The sequence below is a fragment of the Corallococcus sp. BB11-1 genome (genome assembly GCF_026626625.1).
Classification (GTDB): Bacteria; Myxococcota; Myxococcia; order Myxococcales; family Myxococcaceae; genus Corallococcus; species Corallococcus soli.
Genome location: NZ_JAPNJY010000016.1, coordinates 1 through 18720, shown reverse-complemented (window position 1 = coordinate 18720; position 18720 = coordinate 1). Strand labels below are relative to the sequence as shown.

At 70.2% G+C, this 18720-nt stretch carries 12 protein-coding genes; 7 read left to right on the top strand and 5 right to left on the bottom strand.

Annotation, left to right across the window (positions count from 1 at the left end):
* Window positions 1–65 precede the first annotated feature (65 nt).
* From OV207_RS13245 to OV207_RS13235, 3 genes are all read right to left on the bottom strand, one after another.
* A complete protein-coding gene (locus OV207_RS13245; RefSeq protein ID WP_193429999.1) occupies window positions 66–791 on the bottom strand; it encodes a DUF2652 domain-containing protein in 726 nt (241 codons plus the stop codon).
* Window positions 792–861: 70 nt separating this feature from the next.
* A complete protein-coding gene (locus tag OV207_RS13240) occupies window positions 862–1650 on the bottom strand; it encodes a hypothetical protein (RefSeq protein WP_267555516.1) in 789 nt (262 codons plus the stop codon).
* Between the two features lie 112 nt (window positions 1651–1762).
* Window positions 1763–5149, bottom strand: a complete 3387-nt coding sequence (locus OV207_RS13235; protein WP_267555514.1) for a peptidoglycan-binding protein — start codon at window positions 5147–5149, stop codon at window positions 1763–1765.
* A gap of 756 nt (window positions 5150–5905) precedes the next feature.
* Here OV207_RS13235 and OV207_RS13230 point away from each other — a divergent pair.
* The 3 genes from OV207_RS13230 (at window position 5906) to OV207_RS13220 (ending at window position 12763) form a co-directional block, all read left to right on the top strand.
* Entirely contained in the window at window positions 5906–7903 is a 1998-nt protein-coding gene (locus tag OV207_RS13230; RefSeq protein WP_267555512.1) for an ELWxxDGT repeat protein, read from the top strand.
* Between the two features lie 167 nt (window positions 7904–8070).
* Entirely contained in the window at window positions 8071–11130 is a 3060-nt protein-coding gene (locus tag OV207_RS13225; RefSeq protein ID WP_267555510.1) for an immunoglobulin-like domain-containing protein, read from the top strand.
* 241 nt (window positions 11131–11371) lie between these two features.
* Window positions 11372–12763 carry a hypothetical protein gene (locus OV207_RS13220; protein ID WP_267555507.1) on the top strand — a complete coding sequence of 464 codons (1392 nt, stop codon included), beginning with the start codon at window positions 11372–11374 and terminating at the stop codon, window positions 12761–12763.
* 124 nt (window positions 12764–12887) lie between these two features.
* Here the strand turns inward: OV207_RS13220 and OV207_RS13215 are convergent, their stop codons facing one another.
* Window positions 12888–14561 carry an invertase recombinase-like protein gene (locus OV207_RS13215; RefSeq protein ID WP_267555505.1) on the bottom strand — a complete coding sequence of 558 codons (1674 nt, stop codon included), beginning with the start codon at window positions 14559–14561 and terminating at the stop codon, window positions 12888–12890.
* Window positions 14562–14837: 276 nt separating this feature from the next.
* On the opposite strand from OV207_RS13215, the gene OV207_RS13210 reads away from it, so the two are divergent.
* The 4 genes from OV207_RS13210 (at window position 14838) to OV207_RS13195 (ending at window position 18321) form a co-directional block, all read left to right on the top strand.
* A complete protein-coding gene (locus OV207_RS13210) occupies window positions 14838–16700 on the top strand; it encodes a DUF4091 domain-containing protein (RefSeq protein ID WP_267555503.1) in 1863 nt (620 codons plus the stop codon).
* Window positions 16701–16736: 36 nt separating this feature from the next.
* A complete protein-coding gene (locus OV207_RS13205) occupies window positions 16737–17282 on the top strand; it encodes a GFA family protein (protein WP_267555502.1) in 546 nt (181 codons plus the stop codon).
* A 150-nt stretch (window positions 17283–17432) separates the two neighbouring features.
* Window positions 17433–17861: a tellurite resistance TerB family protein gene (locus tag OV207_RS13200; RefSeq protein ID WP_267555500.1), complete on the top strand. Its 429-nt coding sequence runs from the start codon at window positions 17433–17435 to the stop codon at window positions 17859–17861.
* A gap of 136 nt (window positions 17862–17997) precedes the next feature.
* A complete protein-coding gene (locus OV207_RS13195) occupies window positions 17998–18321 on the top strand; it encodes a MazG nucleotide pyrophosphohydrolase domain-containing protein (RefSeq protein WP_267555499.1) in 324 nt (107 codons plus the stop codon).
* 32 nt (window positions 18322–18353) lie between these two features.
* Here OV207_RS13195 and OV207_RS13190 read toward each other — a convergent pair.
* Window positions 18354–18720 (bottom strand): DUF4328 domain-containing protein (locus OV207_RS13190; RefSeq protein WP_267555496.1); only part of this gene is annotated, 367 nt, incomplete at its 5' end.

The following is an 18720-nucleotide window of genomic DNA, read 5'->3' as shown; positions in this document are numbered from 1 at the left end:
GGGCCCGGCGCGTCCAGCACGGAGAAGCCCACGGCAGGGAACGGGGGGCACGGTCGCCGGCCCGCTCACGGGCCCTGGGCGTCGATGATCTCGACGTTGCGGAAGTCCTCGCAGGGCTTCTTGAAGCCCAGCACGTATTTGAGCGAGCGCAGCTCCAGCGCCAGCTTGGACCAGAGCCTGCGAACCAGACTGGGGCCGAGCGCCTGGGGAAGCGCCGTGGCGACGTCGCCCAGGTCCAGGTAGTGCGTCGCCGTGCGGCCCATGCCCTCGAAGTCGTGCTCCAGCCCCCGGGTGACCTGGCGCAGCGCCGGGTCCAGCCTCGCGAGCACCGGGTCTGTCATCAGGACGTACTCCGCGACGGGGACGTCGTTCTTCAGCATCCGGTGCACGAGGATGACGTCCATCCCTGCCAGCTCCGTGAGGTGCTTCACCCGCTGGAAGGCAATCTCTCCGTCGTGGGCCACGAACTTGAGGGTCAGGGCGTTGACCTGCATGCACCCGTCGCACTTGCACATCCGGTCGATGATGAGCTGCTCGCGCCGGGCGAGGAAGGCGCGCCGGATGTCCGAGACCTGCTGGGCGAAGGCCGAGCCGTCGTTGCCCACGGCATAGAAGAAGGCCGCGTCCCCCTCCAGCTTCGCGAGCTTGAACCGGCCGGAGGCGTCGATGACGGCCTCGAGCAGCTGCGCCACCGTGTCCTGCGCATGCGCGAGGCTGAAGCGGTGGTGTTTCATGAAACGGGTGTACCCACCGATGTCCGCGATGAGCAGCAGTGCCTTCTCGATCGCCATGGCGCGGCCAGCCTAGCGAAGGGAGGCTCCGCGGGCCAGGAGCACGGTGGGCCGTGCCAGCGAGGTCGGCTCAGCGCGACGGGGGCGTGGAGAAGACGTCGTAGATCATGACGAAACCCACCAGCGGTCCGACGAGGGCAACCAACAGCCCCGCGACCGCGAAGCCCCTCCGCAGGATCGGTTTGCCGGTCACCGGGTCCGAGCGCCGCAGCATGCTCACCCACAGCGGTACGCTCACGAACGCGAGCAGCGGGAAGCAGGCGCTGAGGCACGCGAGCACGAACACCGCGTTGGCGATGCGCGGGTCCATGTAGCGACGCCAGCTCTTCTCCAGGGCCGCGGGCGTCACTTCGAGGCGGAAGAAGAGCCGGTTTCGCGTGCTGTGCCAGGCGAGCACCAGGGGCACGGCGAAGGCGAGCGCCACCATGGCGGCGAGCGCCACCCCGCGCCCCCCGGCGGCGAGGAGGGACGCCCCGATGAAGACGGGCACCACGAAGATGCCGCGCCGCATGGGAGCCCAGCCTCCCCAGTAGGCGAAGCAGGCCAGGCCCATCCCGGCGTTGAGGACGGTGTTCGTCCAGTCCATCTCACCGCCCACCACCTGCAGCACGATGATGACCCAGGACCAGACTCCGACGACGCCCAACGCCAAGGCCCACCCGTCGCTTCGGCCCCAGTGCTTCGCCCGGTAGGCCTCGGGGCCGGCCGCGTCGGGGAGGATGGCGCAGGCAGGACAGAGGAGGCCGTTCTCGGCCGCGCAGATGAAGGCGCCACAGCGCTGGCAGGTGCCGGTGGCGGGCGCTGACGGGTGGTTCGCGCAGCAGGCCTGGGCGGGGGCGGGGTCGGGGTCGGCGCTCATGGCGTGGCATGATGCGGGAGGTGTCGTTCCAGGCTCAAGTGAGCCTGGAATCGGGTCTGGATCCACCCGCCCGTCCCCGGTGCCGCCCATCCGTCGCCCCGGCGGGGCGGGCTCAGGGCTTCCGGTGCTGCTTCGCCCAGGCCGCGACCTCCGGCGTGCGCGCCTCCACCCACTGGCGGAACGCCTCGTCCGGGGACGGCTGCCCCTGGCTCGCGCCGCTCGACGGAGGATGGCCGTAGAAGCGGAAGTGGACCTCGGTCGCGAGCGTGCCGACGTCCACGCCGTGGGCCTTCGCCAGTCGCTCCAGGAACGCCTGGTAGTCCGCGCCCTTCATCCCCATCGCGTTGGCGCCCTGGCTCAGGCTGTCGAACTGGAGGGGCTCTCGCGCCAGCTCCGGGTGGTCGGTGATGAACCGCTGCACCTGCTCCGGCGACATGCGCGCTTGTTGCCGCAGTCGCTTGTCCAGGAGGTCGGGGCCCAGGTCGATGAGGTTCTGCGCAAGCTTCCCGTCCATGCCGCTCTCGGTGAGCAGGCGCACCTGGGCGCCCCGCGTGGCGTACTTGTCCGGGTCCAGGTACTTCACCGCGAGCCCGCCCAGGAACAGGGCCGCGCCGATGAGCTGGGCGCCGGGAAGCCACCGGACCAGCGAGCCTCCCGCCATGAGGAGGGCGCCCAGTGACTGCGCGCCGGACGCGCTGGCCTTCCAGTACTTGCCCTCCTTCACGGCCTGGAAGGACTGGATGCCGTCACCCACCGCGCCCAGCAGCGTGCCCGCGCCGGACGCCTTGCCGAGCACCTTGGAGAGGAGCGGTGCGGACTTGCCGAGCACGTCGAGGATGAGCGCCCCGCCGTCCCCGCCGACGCTGAGCCCGTCGCCGACGATCTTGATCTTCGCGGCGAAGTCCGCCTGGTTCCAGCCGGAGGCGTCCCCCACGGCCGCGGTCGCGGTGACGAGGACGCCCAGCCCGCGCAGCGCCTGGCTCCGGGGGGACTCCGGGTTGCCCGGCAGCCCCGTCTCCTGGTCGCGCAGGAGGTCCCGGAGCGACTGCGTGATGCCCTGGACCTGCGCATGCGTCGAGTCCGGGCCGATGCCGCGCAGCAGCTTGACGTACTGCCGCATGTCCCCCGGGTCCATCCCGAACAGGTGGGCGTTGCGCGCGAGCCCGTTGAAGATGGCCTCCGCCCCTCCCTTCGACTTGAGGCCCGCCGCGAGGATGGCGCCCGAGCCCGCGCTCTTCACGAGCGCGAGGGCGAGCTTCTCGTCGAAGTCCTTGAGGTCCTTCAGCTTGCCGACGGTGTCGAGGAACGTGGGGTGGTTCTCGCCCTGGGCGGCGAGCTGGGAGGCGAGGTACTCGGCGCCGGACTGCGTCGCCGCCATCCGCGGCAGCTCGCGAGCCAGCGCGACGACCTCCGGCCCATCCGCGCCCGACGGCGCGCCATCCGGGGCGGCGCTGGCCAGCAGCTTGCTGAGCTGCTCGAAGTCCGCCAGGTCCTTCTTGCGCTCGGGGTCGTTCAGGAAGGTGGCGGTGAAGGCCTGCTGCTGCTCCGGGGTGAGGACCTTGGCCGGGCCGCTGAGCAGCCCCGTGAGCTGCTTCTGGTGCTCCTCCGCCTTGTCCGCGACCGCCGTGAACCGGGTGCGAAGCCCGTCGATGGCGCTCCACAGCGTCTTGTGGATGGCCTGGGCATCCATGTCGCGGGTGGGCCCCTTGAAACCCGGCGGAAGGACCGCGCTCCTGCCCAGCTCGCGCTCCATGTCGAACGCGAGCCGCGCGCCGATGCCGGAGTTGACGGCGGTCCGGATGGCGTGGCTCAGCGAGAGGTTGGCGAACCCCGGCGGCGTGTCCCGGGTGAAGTACCTGCCCACGAGCCCGGCGGTCGGCTCTCTCAGCCGCTCCGTGGCGCGCGCCAGGCCGAGGTACGTCTTCTGCTCGATGGCGGTCTCCTCCTTCGCCAGCTTGTCGAGCAGCGGCCGGTCCCGCGCAAGGTCGGGGTGGCGCAGCGGCGGGCGGGGGTGGAGCTGGCGGTCCGTCTCCGGGGACACCCCGGCGAAGAGCTGGCCCATCTTCGCGAGCGAGGGCTCCGCGGCGCGGACGAACGCCTCCTGGTAGGCGGGGTCCGGGTTGCTGGCGATGAGCTGCTCGAACTGCAGGGCGCCCTGCTCCAGGCTGTTCTGGAGCGTGCCTGCCAGGGCCTTCGCGTCCTGCGTCGCCCGCGCCGCGACGTCCGCGCCGGACGCGCCCGGCGTGGCGACGTTGGCGACCCCCACGCCCGTCGGGGGCGTGTAGGGGCCCGGATCGAACGGGGGGAGGCTCGCGGCGGCCTGCTCCAGCAGCCGGGCGGCGGCGGCGCCCGCGCTGGCCCCCGCGTTGGCGCCATCCGGCCTCGCGGCACCGGCGCCTCGCGAGGCCCCGTGCAGCGCATTGAAGGACGGCTGGCCCCCGGTGGGGGAGAAGAAGACGCTGAGCTGGTTGCGCGTCATCGCCACCGGGCCACCGGTGTGCAGCGGGTCGGCGACGAGGTACTTCCCGTCGGCCGTCTTCGCGAGGATGGCGTTGAGGTGGCCGATGTCGCCGCTGCCCATGCGCTCGGGGAACTGCGAGCGCCAGGCCGCGTTCGTGGCGCCATTGGCGATGACGGGGTTGCCCGCCGCCAGCTGCTGGTCCAGGGCGTCCCAGCCCTGCCCGTAGCGTGACGTGAGGCCCGCGTTCTGGATGCCGTCGGACACCATGGTGCCGCCGGTGAGCTCATGGTCCCGGTCCAGCAGCGACACGCGCGTGCCGTCCGACGCCGTCACGGTGGTGAACTCCGACGCGCGGCGCGGGCTCATCAGCGCGCGCGCATGGTCCACCTGCTGTTCCTTCGTGAGCCCCGGGGGCATGTGGCCCGTGTACGCCAGGGACATGGCGAGGCTGGCGGGACCGCAGTTGGTGCTGCCGCGCGGACCGTGCGGGTTGTACTGGGAGGTGAACTGGGTGATGAACGCGGCCTCGGCGGACATGGCCGGGCCCTGCTTCTTGCCGCCCGGCTGCGCGGAGCGCGCGAGGGACTTCGACAGCGCGTCGCGGGTGGTGGCCTCGTAGTGGCCCCGGGCGGTGATGCCGTTGTCCCGCTGGAAGCCCTCCAGCGCGGCCTCCGTTTGCGGCCCGAACAGGCCCGGCCCGGTGGCGACCTGCTCGGGCGTCAGGTAGCCCAGCTCCACCAACGAGTCCTGGAGCTGCTTCACGTCTTCGCCGGTGTCACCGCGCTTCAGGTTCTTCTGCGGGACGGGACGGGCCTCCTCTGGCGGGGGCTCGGGCGGGGGAGGCGGGGGAGGGGGCAGCAGTCGCTCCCGGTGCGCCGCGGGCGCGTCCTCGAAGCTGGAGGTCGAATCAGGACCTTGCGCGCCGGGGGCCTCCTCTTCCCGGACGACGTTGGACTCGGAGACCTCGCGGGCCTGGGCCCTGCCTGTGTCTCCGGAAGAGATTGTTTGGGTTGAAGATGATGGACCGTCGACTCGCATGACGTACTGCCCCCCTCTGATACATCCGATGTTGCCGTCCGGATTATCCGCTGTCATCACGGGAAGTTGCGCCACCACCCCGTCGTGGCCCCGGCCCGGAAAGACGCTGTGGGTACGCGACCCCAGCGAAGCGATTGCGGCCAGGGAGCCTCGCGCTCGACTTCGCATCCGCGAAGAAACCGGGCGGCGGCCTCATGGGGGGCCGCGGTGTGGGAGCGGGGAGGGGACGGCCCGCAGCCCGCGGGCCTTCCGCGAGCGGTTCACCTGACGCAGTGCGAAGGATGATCGGGCCCCCAACGACCCCGGCCGGCGATGACACGGCACTTGAGAGTGATTGCGAAGCCGAATCCAAGCCTGCCTTCAGGGCGGTGGTCGACAGTGCGCCAGGCCGGGGGGCAGTAAGGACCAGGCTGGAGCGAAACCACCCCACGTCACCCCCGGGCGCGGATGACGCATGTTGTTAGTCCATTCTGGTTTTGAGATGAGTTCTGGAATGTCTCGTTTTTGGGTGGAGAGCGATCCTGGCGCCAGGTGTGATCAGACCCATCACCGCCAGACAGGAAAAACGCAGATGCGCGGTATGTGGGGTTGACGGAAAGTCTGGTTTGAATGAACGATGCGTGATCGTAGAGAAGGGATCTCCGTCTGCTTTGTCAGGCCCGTGAGGTCCCGTTCCTTTTTCCTCCACCGTTTGGGTCCCGAGCGGGCTTGGAGGATTGCGATGAACGTGGGGGAAGAATGGCAGGGATGGGTCTGATGAACAGGTGTCTGCTGTTGTTGTCGGGGCTGCTGTCGGTGGGCGCGCCTGCGATGGCAGGGATCCCCGCTCCCGAGTGTCGTCCCGTCTCGACCCTCAAGGACATCGCTCCGGGCGCGGAGGGCAGCGACCCGGCCTCGGGCGTGACCGTGGGCGGCGCCCTGTTCTTCGCCGCCGACGACGGCGCTGGCGGGGCCGAACTCTGGAAGACGGACGGTACCGCCGCGGGCACCCTGCGGGTCAAAGACATCCGTCCTGGCCCGGAGGGCGCTTCCCCGGCCCAGCTCACCGCGGTGGGCGACACCCTCTTCTTCATCGCGGACAACGGCGCGAACGGGCTCGAACTGTGGAAGAGCGATGGCACGGAGGCGGGCACCACCCTCGTCAAGGACCTCGTCCCGGGGGGCGGCTCCAGCCTGCCCACCAGCCTCATCGCCCTGGGCAGCAGGCTCTACTTCGTGGCGGACGATGGCGTCACGGGCTTCGAGCTGTGGACGAGTGATGGCACCGCGGGGGGGACCACCCTCGTCACGGATCTCGTCCCCGGAAGCATCGGCGCCCAGCCCTCGCTGCTCACCGCCGTCGGGAACACCCTCTACTTCGCCGCGGATGACGGCGCGTCGGGCATGGAGCTGTGGAAGAGCGACGGCACCGCGGGCGGCACCACCCTGGTCAAGGACATCCGGCCTGGCGCTGGATCCTCGTCCCCGGCGGAGCTCACCGCCCTGGGCGGGGTGCTCTACCTCGTCGCGAATGACGGAAACCAAGGGGCGGGGCTGTGGCGGAGCAACGGCACCGCCGCGGGCACCACCCGCGTCGTGCCTTCCGCCGTTGGCCCCCACTACTCCCCCGAGCTGCTCAAGGCGGTAGGTGACACGCTCTTCTTCAGCATGAGCGACCCCGTTCACGGTCAGGAGCTGTGGAAGAGCGACGGCACCTCGGAGGGGACCACCCTCGTCCGGGATCTGCTCGCGGGCGAGGGCAACGGGCAGCCGGCGCAGCTGACGGCCCTGGGGTCCTGGCTCTACTTCGTGGCGAACGATGGCACCCATGGTCGCGAGCTGTGGAGGAGCGACGGCACCGTGGCCGGCACCACCCTCGTCAAGGACATCCGCGCCGGTGCCAGTGGCTCCGGGGTCGCGACCCTGACGCCGGTCGGTCCGGTGCTGCTCTTCTCCGCCGACGACGGAGCCAGCGGGGTCGAGCTCTGGAAGAGTGACGGTACCGACACCGGCACCCGGCTGGTGGTGGACCTGGTGTCCGGGCCGACGGGCTCGCAGATCCAGGTGCTGGGCATGGTGGGGGACCAGGTCTACTTCCGCGCTTCCGACGGGCGGCAGGGTGACGAGCTCTTCACGGCCTTCACCGCCAGCTTCGGGGACTGCACCCCGCCGGGTCTGGTCTGCTCCAGCGACGTGACGGCGGAGGCCGCCGCCGCGACCGGGGCCGCGGTGTCCTACACCCCCGCGCAGGGGAGCGATGACAGCGGCGCGCCGCCCCAGCTCAGCTACAGCCAGGTCAGCGGTGAACGCTTTCCCCTGGGCGACACACCCGTTGTCGTCACCGCCAGGGACGCCGCTGGCAACACGGAGACGTGCTCCTTCCTGGTGAAGGTGCGTGACACGACGCCGCCGGAGCTGACGTGTCCGCCGTCGCAGGAGGTCGCCGCCTCCAGCGCCAGGGGGGCGGAGGTCCAGTACCCCGCCGCGCAGTCGACGGACGCCGTCTCCACGGTGGCGCTGGCCTACAGCCCGCCCTCCGGGAGCACGTTCCCGGTGGGCCAGACTTCCGTCGAACTCACCGCCACCGACGTGGCGGGCAACAGCTCGCGCTGCTCGTTCCAGGTGAAGGTCGTGCCCCAGGCGTCGGAAGGCGGGTCCGGCTGCGGCTGCCACTCAGGGGGCGCGGCGGAGGCCGCCGGGTGGTTGCTGCTGGCCATGGCGCCCCTGCTTCTTCGCAGGCGCCGTGAAGCCTCGCCCTCCGCACGCCAGGGCTGAGCCCTCCACTCCCTTCGCGGCCGTCTCCCAGCATGTGAAGCCTTTCACCCGGTGGGCGCGGATTCCGTCGCCCCGGCAGGCCACGGCCTTGCCCTCGTTTCATGCAGTGCAGGAGGAGTTCAATGATGACCAGGAGAAGCACCATGGGGAGCAGTCGTCGTCAACGGATGGGTTTGCTTGCGCTGGGCCTGTGGGCGTCGGCCTGTGGAGCGCCTGCTCTGGAGGAGAGCCAGGACGTACCCCGGGCGGTAGCGCCGCGGGAGGTGACGCCGCTCGACAAGGCAGACGTGCCGCCCGGCACGAGGCCTCCGGGGTTCAAGTCGGGAGCGCTCCAGCAGCAGATGGTCTCCGCCTCCGCGCTGAACGTGGTGAACGTGACCGAGTCCGGTTTCATCACCCTCTCCATCGACGGGGTGGGCACCAACGGGCCGAGCGGGATTGTCCAGGCGAACAAGCCCGCGGCTGGCGCCACCGTGCGCCGCGCCTACATGGCGGCGGCCAGCACGGGCTTCAGCTCCTACCGGATCAACAACGGGGAGGTGCGCATCGACGGCCAGCCCGTGTCCTGGAGCACCTCCCTGGCGAATGGCATCGCCTCGTGGAATCACTGGGCGGACGTGACGTCCCTCGTGAAGGCGAAGCTCGACGCCGCCCCCGCCGGGCGCGTGTCCTTCAGCATCACCGAGGCGGCCACCACGCAGGTCGACGGTGAGATCCTGACCGTCATCTTCGACAACCCGAGCGAGACCACCGTCAACACGGCCATCCTGCTCTTCGGGGCCCAGAGCACCACGGGGGACACGTTCAACATCTCCCTCTCGGAGCCCATCAACAAGAACGACCCGAACCTGGGCCTGGACCTGTCGCTGGGCATCTCGTTCGGTGCCCAGGTCGGAAGCCCCAATGAGACGCAGCGCAGCACCGTGGACGTCAATGGCCAGCGGCTGAGCTCCGTGGCGGGCGGTCAGGATGACGGCGCCAGCAGCAATGGCGCGCTGCTGACGGTGGGTGGCCTGGATGACTCGAACGCCAACCCCTCGCCCTTCGTCACGGGCCCCGGCCCCTCCGTCGACGACGAGCTCTACAACGTGCTGCCCTTCGTGAGCCAGGGCGCCACGCGCATCGTCATCAACACCTTCAACGCCTCGAACGACGACAACATCTTCTTCGCGGCGCTGTCGCTGCGCGCGGCCTCCGCCATCGTCGGTGAGGGCATCGTGCTCGGGCCCCCGCTGGCGACGAGCGAGGTGGGCCTCTCCCACACGGTCACCGCCAACCTGCAGAACGACCTGGGCCAGCCGCTGATCAACCGGGCGGTGTCGTTCCTCATCAATGCCGGCCCCAACGCCGGGCAGACGGGTCAGGCCGTGACGAACAGCGCGGGCCACGCCAGCTTCACCTACGTGGGCAGCGGCGGCGTCGGGCGGGATCAGATCCAGGCCTCGTTCACGAAGACGAGCGGCGGGGTGTCGCTGTCGAACCTCGCCCTCAAGGACTGGACGCAGACGAAGCGTCCTCCCACGGCGGTGTGCCGCGACCTGACGCTGGATGCGGGCCCCTCGTGCGGTGTCACTGGCTCCGTCAACAACGGCTCTTCGGACCCGGATGGCGACCTGGTGGGCTGCACCCAGTCTCCGGCGGGCCCCTTCGGCCCGGGCACCACCTCCGTCACGCTGACGTGCGTGGACCAGGCGGGGCTGTCCAGCAGCTGCACCGCGAGCGTCCAGGTGGTGGACTCCAGCGCGCCGGCGCTCAGCTGCCCGGCGAACCAGCAGGCGGAGTGCGTGGGCGGTGGCGCGAACGTGAACACCGGCCAGGCGAGCGCCAGCGACAACTGCGGCACGCCGTCCGTGAGCAGCCCCGCGCCGGCCCGCTACCCGCTGGGCACCAGCGTCGTGACGCACACGGCGACGGACAGCTCCGGCAACACCTCTTCCTGTACCAGCGCGGTGGTGGTCCGTGACACCCAGGCCCCCGCCGTCACGCCGAACCCGGCCTCCGCCGCCCTCGAGTGCAACGTCAGCACCTACGTCGAAGCGGGCGCCTCCGCCGCGGACGCGTGCGCGGGCAACCTGTCGGGCGCGGTCGTGACGTCCAACGGCGTCGACACGTCGCACCCGGGCAACTACACCGTGAACTACAGCGTGACGGATCCCTCCGGGAACGCCGCGAGCAGCTCGCGCACCGTCAGCGTGCTGGACACCCTGGCTCCGACGGTGGCCCTGGTGGGACCGGCCTCCTCGAACCACGAGTGCAACAGCGGTGCGTACGTGGACCCCGGCGCCACCGCGTCGGACATCTGCTCCGGTGACCTGACCGCGAGCATCGCCCGCTCCGGTTCGGTCAACGGCGGCGCCGTGGGCTCCTACACCCTTGGCTACACCGCGCAGGATGGGGCTGGGCTCAGCGCCTCCGCCAGCCGCGAGGTGACGGTGGTGGACACCCTGGCGCCGTCCATCGTCTGCCCGGGCCCGATGATCGTGGAGGCTCCGTCCTCCGGGGGCGCGGTGGTGACCCCCGCCGCGGCCAACGCGACCGACGTGTGCGCCCTGGCGTCGGTGGTCGGCCCGCCGGCCGGCCTCTACGCGCCCGGCTCCACGCCCGTGACGTACACGGCCACGGACGTCGGTGGCCAGTCGGTGAGCTGCAACACGTCCATCCTCGTGACGGACCCCGCGGCTGCGCCGCCGGACCTGACCATGTGCAACATGCCCCGCTACACGCGTGATGCCCTGGTCAAGGTGTGCGGCTACATCCGTCCTGGCTCGAGCAGCTCGCCCATCGCCCTGGCCTACTTCACCATCAACGGTGGCGAGCCCATCCCGATGGAGGAGGAAGGCACCGGCGGGCACATGGTGCAGTTCCTGGCGCTGGAGGAGGGCACGTACACCATCGTGCTCACCGCCATCGACGCTCAGGGTGGCGTGGTCTCGGACACGCGCGTCGTCACGGTGGACCGCACCGCGCCGGTCCTCCGCATCGTTTCGCCCCTCCCGGACGAGGCCCAGCCCTCCATCTGGGTGGACATCACCAGCGAGGTGACGGACGCCTCACCCTCGACGGTGTCCACCAACTGGGTGGAGAGCTCCAGCGTGGAAGCGGGGACGAACACCGTCACCCACTCCGTGCGCGTGGCGGATACGGGCTACAACGACGTCATCATCACGGCCACGGACGCCGCCGGCAACACCGGCGAGTTCATTGGCCGGGTGCTCGTCGCCGAGTGAGGTGAGCCTGGGGCCGCCAGTCGCGGCCCCGTGAGCCATCGCTGTTCAAGGCCGTCCGTGGAGAATGGCACTCCATTCTTCGCGGGCGGCCTCTTCATGTGATGCCAGCGGGCCCGGTGCCGCAGGCTCCAGGTGGCACGGCCGCGCACCCTCGCGCACAGGAATTCGCCCGGGTGAGATCCAAAGCGACCGGCAGCGGACAACACTGCATGCAAGCAGCACCTACCCCGCTGGAGCTACCGTGCGAGCCTCGAACACATACATGGCCGTGGTGTCCGCCGCGGTCTTCCTGACCCTGCCCCTGGGCTGTGGAGGAGGCACCGATGACGGTCCCCCCCACCAGGATGACGTTGAAAGCCGGAGACCGGGAGAGTCGCTCGACGCGGTGGAGTCCCGCTGGAGGCGGGCCTTCAAGGACAAGCCCACCGGCATCACCTCCACGGTGGAGCTCTCCGGCAGCTCCATCGTCCTGACCACGAAGGGACAGGCCCAGGTGGAAGCCCCTGGAGTGCTGGTGCCCGCGCCCGCGTTCTCCAGCAACCAGCGCAGCGTCTTCTTCGCCAACGCCCAGGTCGGCTCGCAGACGGGGCTGCTGGTACTGGAGGGGCCGCAGATCCAGTTCACCACCGGCACGCTGGGCAGCGTCGACGTCAACTCCGCCACCGCGCGCACGCAGCCCCCGAGCGGCGGCGCCACGCCCGTGGTCGCGCTGACCACCCAGGACAACGTCAGCGACGCCAGCCCCACCGCCACCTTCCCCGAAGACTGGGGCGGCACGGACAAGTCCCTGTTCTTCGCCGACGCGGCCGTCATCCACGCCAGCAACCTCACCCTCACGGGCTTTACCCGCGGCCTGCTCATCACCTCCACGGGCAACACGCCCATCACCGGCAGCGTGACCGTGAGCGCCGCGGATCGGCTGTACTGGGATTCGAAGTCCGTCATCCAGGTGGCGACGAGCACCGTCCTCAGCCCCGCGTTCGCGCTCGGCGGCGAGGTGGAGTCCGGTGCCCTGGACTCGCCGGAGCTGGCGGCCTCCAGTCAGGCGCCCAGCATGATCAAGGGCAAGCAGGCCCAGGTGACGCTGAGCCCTGGCAAGGTCCGGAGCGTGGGCTCCTTCCAGCTCACCCAGGGGGTGACGCAGCAGGGAGGGATGCTCCAGCCGGCCGACGTGGAGCTGGCCTATGACGCGACGCCCGTCACGGTGAAGAAGGACCAGCGCGTGCTGATCCCCGTGGTCTTCCGGGAGAAGTCCCTCAAGGGCGACGCCGTGCTCTCCGCGTTGCAGGTGACGGGCAGCGGCAAGGACGCGGTCAGCGTCCCGCTGGACTCCGTTGAAAGCTACCTCGAGTCGCTCTGGGCGAAGGCGGGGCAGGCTGGAATTGGCGCGCCGTTCCTGGCCATCGCGCTGGCGCCCCTGTCGCCGTTCATCGCGCTCGGGGAGGCGCTCGGGTGTCTGTTCTCCACCTGCCCCCGCGCCTTCCCCATCTGGGTGGAGACGGGGAAGGTCGAGCGCTTCCACATCATCGTCCAGGGCAAGGTGGCCCCGGGCACCTACGAAGCGACGGTCACGCTGGTGGGCCACAACTACACCGCCCAGAGCATCCCCGTGTCCTTCACCGTCACCGAGTGACCGGACCGCCGGAGCGGCCGGGCTCCCGCGGCATGGGCAGCGGGTTGCGGAGCTTGGCAGGGGGGCGCATGGCATCGAAGCCCGCGCCGCCCCGGTGCACCACCGGGGCGGTCTGGACCTGCGCCTAGTCCTTCGTGCAGACGACGTCGTCGATCTGGAGGTGGTCGCGGTCGGCTTCGCTGCGGCTCGGGTAGAAGATCAGCCGCCAGTCGCGCACGTTGCCGGTGAAGCGGGTGAACACCGGCTGCCACTCATCGCTGTCGACGGCGAGGAAGTCGGTCTGCTGGCTCCAGCCACCGCTCGAATAGATGCGGTGGCGGATGCTGCCGTGGCCCCGCACCCGGTACGAACAGGAGTAGTTGCCGCTCGGGACGTCGAACTTCTGGAGCGAGAAGCGCTCGGCCACCTGGATGGGGACGACGAACTGCAGCGCCCTCGAACCGCCGTGCACCGCGTTCGTGTAGGGCATGAGGCGCGAGGGCTTGATCTCGGTGCCCGGGTCGGCGATGCCGTTGTCGAGGCCGTACCAGTAATCAGGGATGTAATGGCTCCCGTGGTAGGGGATGGAGTAGGTGTTCCAGTCCTCGAAGCCACCGTTGCGGATGATGTTCGCGGGGTGGTCGGCGGAGACGCAGCGCCGGGTCGCCGCGTCGCAGGCGGGCAGCTCACCGCGGCAGTCGTAGGTGGTGAAGCAGGCGCCTTCGGCCAGCTCGCACACGCCGCTCGTGGGGTTGCAGCTCGTCGCCGGGTGGCTGCAGGTGACGCCCGCGCAGGGGTCGCCTTCGACGCAGCGATGCGTGGCGGATTCGCAGACCGGCGTCTCCGGGGTGCCCGCGCAGTCCGTGTGACGGGTGCAGCGATCTTCCGCGACCACGCACGTCTGGGTCGCGTCGCAGGTCTGCCACTCGCTGCAGTCCGTGGCGTCGTTGCAGCGGCCGGAGAGCGGCTCGCAGGTGGCGGTGGCGTTCACGCAGCGCTCCCAGGCCTCGCAGCTGACCTGATCACACGGCTCGTCGGCCCGCACGCAGCGCACGTCGTCGATGAGCAGATGCTCGCCGCTGGTCGCCTTGACGCTGAAGATGAGCTCGAAGGTGTCGAAGACGTCATTGGCCAGATTGAAGTCGTACGCCAGCGCCTTCCACTCCTTGCTGTCGACCTGGGTGTAGGCCGAGTAGGAGGAGAAGTCGTCGTCGAAGTAGAAGGCGTTTCGAACGTCACCGGTGCCCCGCGCCTGGTAGGTGCAGGAGTAGCGGCCAGCGGGCATCGACTTCGCCAGGGTGCTGAAGCGCTTGTGCGCGGTCGAAGGATTGCTCAGCCGGGCCGCGTTCACGCCTTCAAAGGCACGCGTCGTCACCTTCTGCACCGAGTCCGAGGGGAGATTCGACGAGCTGCCGTACCACTTCTCCGGAAGCGCACCGGACCACTCCTCGAAGCCCCAGTTGTCGATGACGCCTGCCTCGGGAACCTCGCCTGCATCCGGCGTCTCGGGGCCCGCGTCCGGCGTCTCGCTCCCCGCGTCCGGCGTCTCGGTGCCAGCGTCCGTCTCGGAGCCCGCGTCCGGCGTCTCGGAGCCCGCATCCGTCTCGGTGCCAGCGTCCGGCGTCTCGGAGCCCGCGTCCGTCTCGGAGCCCGCGTCCGGCGTCTCGGAGCCCGCATCCGTCCCGCTGCCCGCGTCCGGTGTCGCGACACCTGCGTCCGGCTGGGACTGGCCGGCATCAGCAGTTACCTCTGGATCCGAATCACCGCAGGCGACCACCAGGACCAGCAGCGAAGCCAGACACACTCGAAACAACGTCAAAGCGAGCCTCCCGTTTTTCCAAAAAGGTTGCTCGTACCACAATTTTCCAGTCAGGGGCAGGGTCGGAGCCGCGGAAGGCAAGCCCTGTGACGGGTTCACGGCCCGGCTGAATCCGTCGTGACGGGTGGTGTTGATGACAGGGCGGCCCATGCGTCTTCGGGCTCGTGCCTCCCCAGGCGATGCTCCGGTGGGTGACAGCGCCACGCCCTCGCGGACGGCTGGCTGTCATCGGAGGCCCGGCGCATCTTCCCGTCGGCGGATGGACGGGAGCGTGCCATGCGCGCGGGGTTGGCGGCGACAGCGAGGGCATTCGGGCTGATCCTGGCGCTCGTGGGGCTGGCGGCGCTGGCGGCCCCCCAGGTCTACGGCGAGAGCTTCATGGTGAAGGTGCGCCCGGAGACGCCTCCGCGCGGGGCCGAGCCGGTGGAGCTGCTCGCCGCGCGAAACGAGGCTGTCAGCTTCCAGGTCGTGATCCACGGCGGAGACTCGGGGGCGACAGCGGTGGCCGCGCGCCTGGGGGAACTCTCGGGACCCGCGCGCATCGGCGGCAGCCAGCTCACCCTCTACCGTCAAGACTTCCAGGTCATCACGCAGTCATCGAGCGGCCAGGACACGACGGGCCGCTGGCCCGATGCGCTCGTCCCCGAGGTGGATGAGGTCGCAGGCGAGCCGCGCAATGCCTTTCCCTTCGACGTTCCCCCACGGGAGTCCCGGGCGCTCTGGGTGGACGTGCTGGTCCCGGAGGATGCGCCGCCGGGGCGCTACGAGGGCAGGGTGGAGGTGGTGGCGGCGGGAGGCTTCACCGCCCTCGTCCCGGTGGGCCTCACCGTCGTCGACGCCGTTCTTCCCAGCACGCCGAGCTACCCTACGGCCTTCTGCCTCGAGCCGGATCTGGTCTGCCTGGCGCACACCGGCCGCGAGGATTGCGGTTCGGAGGACGTGCGGGTGGAGCTGCTCGGGCGCTACGCGCGGCTGGCGCTCGACCACCGCTTCACGCTCTCCGACATCTTCGTCCGTCAACCCACCGCGCTGGGGTGGGAGGCCTTCGACGCCGCCTACGCGCCGTTGCTCGACGGTACCGCGCCCACGCGGCTGAAGGGCGCTCGGATGACGAGCGCGCAGTACATGGGGCCCGCGGAGGAGCAGGCCCTCGCGGACTTCCAGGCGCACTTCTCCGCGCGCGGGTGGCTCTCGCGTGCGTTCGACTACACGGCCGACGAGCCGCCCCTGTTCAGTTCATACGAGGAGCTGCGGGTCCGCGCGAGCCTGGTGGAGCGCGCGGCCCCGGGGCTGGTGCGCATGGTCACCACGAGCCTGACGAAGGCACAGGCGAATGGCGTGGAGGGGCTCATCGGGCGCATCTCGGTCCTGCTCCAGCTCATGGCGGGAGTCGAGCCGCCGGACGTGGGCCCGCAGCGCCCGGCGTATGACGCCTTCCTGTCGCGGCCTGGGACGTCGCTCTGGCTGTACCAGAGCTGCGGCAGCCATGGCTGCGTGGGCGACCTGCCCGACACGATGCGCCTGCCCTCGTACATGATTGATCACCCGGCCGCGCTCAACCGGGCCATGCCCTGGCTGGTGTTCGCGTTGCAGGCGTCCGGCGAGTCCTATTACGAGACGACCGCGCGCATCACCACCGCCTGGACGGATCAGTGGTTCTACGGTGGCAACGGCGACGGAACGCTCTTCTACCCGGGGACGCCCGCGCGCATCGGAGGGCAGTCGCAGGTCCCGCTGCCCAGCCTCCGGCTCAAGCTGTTGCGCGCGGGGGTGCAGGACTACGAGTGGCTGATGCGCGTGGTGGAGGGAGGGGATCCCGAATTCGCCGCCCAGGTGGTGCGGGAGCTCGTGCCGTCGCCCCTGGAGGTGTCAGTCGACGCTGCCGCGTTCGAGCGCGCGCGGGAGAAGCTCATCCATCGAGCGCTGGAGCTCTCCCCCGGACAGCCTCCGCCCGGGCCGGTGGTGTCGGAGCGCCCGGTGGCGAACCCCCAGGGCTGCGGCTGTGGCGGTGGTGCGCAGGGCGCGGTGCTGTTGGCCGGCACGGTGGGGCTCGCCTGGGGGCTGCGGCGCCGGTATTCCCGGGCGCACCGCCCCGGGCGCCAGGTCGTGCGCGCCCCCCATGCCGGCCCACTATCCTGACATAAGGCTGTCATGAGCCAGGAGCATCGTGGCCCTATGAACGCCAACGAACCGTCTCCGCCGACGAACACCTCCTGGGCCCGGTGCTCCTGTGGGCGAGTCGAACTCGAACTGCGGGGCGCTCCCATCGTAGGGGCCGTCTGCTATTGCGATGACTGCCAGGCCGGATCGCGCCAGATTGAAGGCCTTCCGGGGGGCCAGCCCTCCCAGGAGGCCGACGGTGGGACGGCCTACCTCCTCTACCGGAAGGACCGCTTCCGCTGCACCCGTGGCAGCCCGCTCTTGAAGGACTACAAGCTCCGGGAGGCGTCGCCCACGAACCGGGTCGTCGCCACCTGCTGCGGCTCCGCCATGTTCCTGCGCTTCGATGGGAGCGAGCATTGGGTGTCGGTGCTCCGGGCGCGGCTCCAGGGCGAGCCCCCACCTCTACGGATGCGCATCAACACCCGCTCCAGGCCTCCGGGGACAGCGCTCCCGGAAGACCTCCCCGCCTACCCGACCGTTCCTCCTCGGTTCATCCTGAAGCTCATGGCCGCCTGGCTCGCCATGGGGCTCCAGCGCCTTGCTCCTGCCGTCGCTTGAGGTGGGGAGGCCGCGGCGGAGTGGGGCAGGGATGGACGAAACCGTTTTCGATCCTCTCGGGGGCCCATTATCCTGTGTCGCTGAACAGCCCGGCTCCGCGTCTGACCGTGAGTTCCCGGCCAGACTCGCGCCGCTCACCCAGGAGACGTCATGACGCGCGAGTACCCTCAGGAGCAGTTGCTGGCGTTCGTCCAGGCCATGGCCAACGTGGCGGCGAGCGATGGCCGCGTCACTGAGGATGAGCGCCAGCAGCTCGATGAGGTGGTGCTGGGCATCGGCCTGTCGCCCCGCGACGAGCAGGTCGCGGCGCTCATCGAGGGGGAGTTCCAGAAGCCTGGTCGCCTCACCGACATCGTCAGCAAGATTGAGATTCGCGAGCTGCGCGTCTCCCTGCTGCGCATGCTCGTCGAGGTGGCCTGCGCCGACGGAGAGGTCGCGGCCGAGGAGCGCGCGTCCGTGAACGAGGCCGCCAAGGCCTTCGGTCTCGACGCCTCCGTCACGGACGAACTCATCGACTGGGCGCTCGCCTCCATCAAGCTCGATCAGCGCGAGCGCGAGATCATGGCGAAGCTGATGTGAGACGTTCGTCCCACGCCTGCCCCTTCGCAGGGCAGGTGTCGGGCCTGGAGGTCGCCCGGAACCTGCGCGAGGGCAAGCTCCTCCGTCCTCCACGGATGGGTTGACAGCCACCCGCCACTGACGGAGCACGGGGGGCATGATTGAACTCCCCGAGCGCGCCGCGATGCCGGAGTACCAGCGCTACATCCACGACCTGGAAGCGCTGCACGGCTGGCTCCAGCAGGACCTGGTCCACAACTGCTTCCGGATGGGCGAGGAGGTCGGCGAGCTGTTCAAGGCCGTGCGCCAGTACGAGAAGCCGGCCCCGGAGGCGCAGGCTGCCCAGGCGCGGGCCCACGTGGGGGAGGAGCTGGTGGACGTCCTCAACTACCTGCTCGCCATCGCGAACCGCGCGGGCGTGGACCTGGAGCAGGCCTTCCGGGAGAAGAACGCGCGCAACCAGCAGCGCACCTGGCGCTGAAGCCGCCTTGGCGCACGTCCGGGGCCGCCGGCCTACGCGGCCTCGGCCACGTCCTCCACTTGCGCCGGTGCTCCGTCCACGGCCTCGTAGCCCTCGCGGCGCTGGTCCATCCGTTCCTGGAGTGCCCGGATGATCTGCACGCAGAAGAGCGCCGTGGCCACGAGGCACAGGGAGCTGAGGATGCCAATCAGGTGCGAGGAGGCCCCATCCACCGAGTCGAATGCTCCTGCCTTCGCCCCCGCCTTCGCCACCTGCCGGCCCACCTGGTCCAGGAGCCTCGCCAGGATGTTCGCACCCCACCAGAAGCTGATGGGCAGCGCGGCGGCGAAGTGCGTCCCGCCCAGCCGCTCCGCCGCGTCCTTCATGAGCTGGAAGGGCTTCACCCAGTTGGCGAAGGGG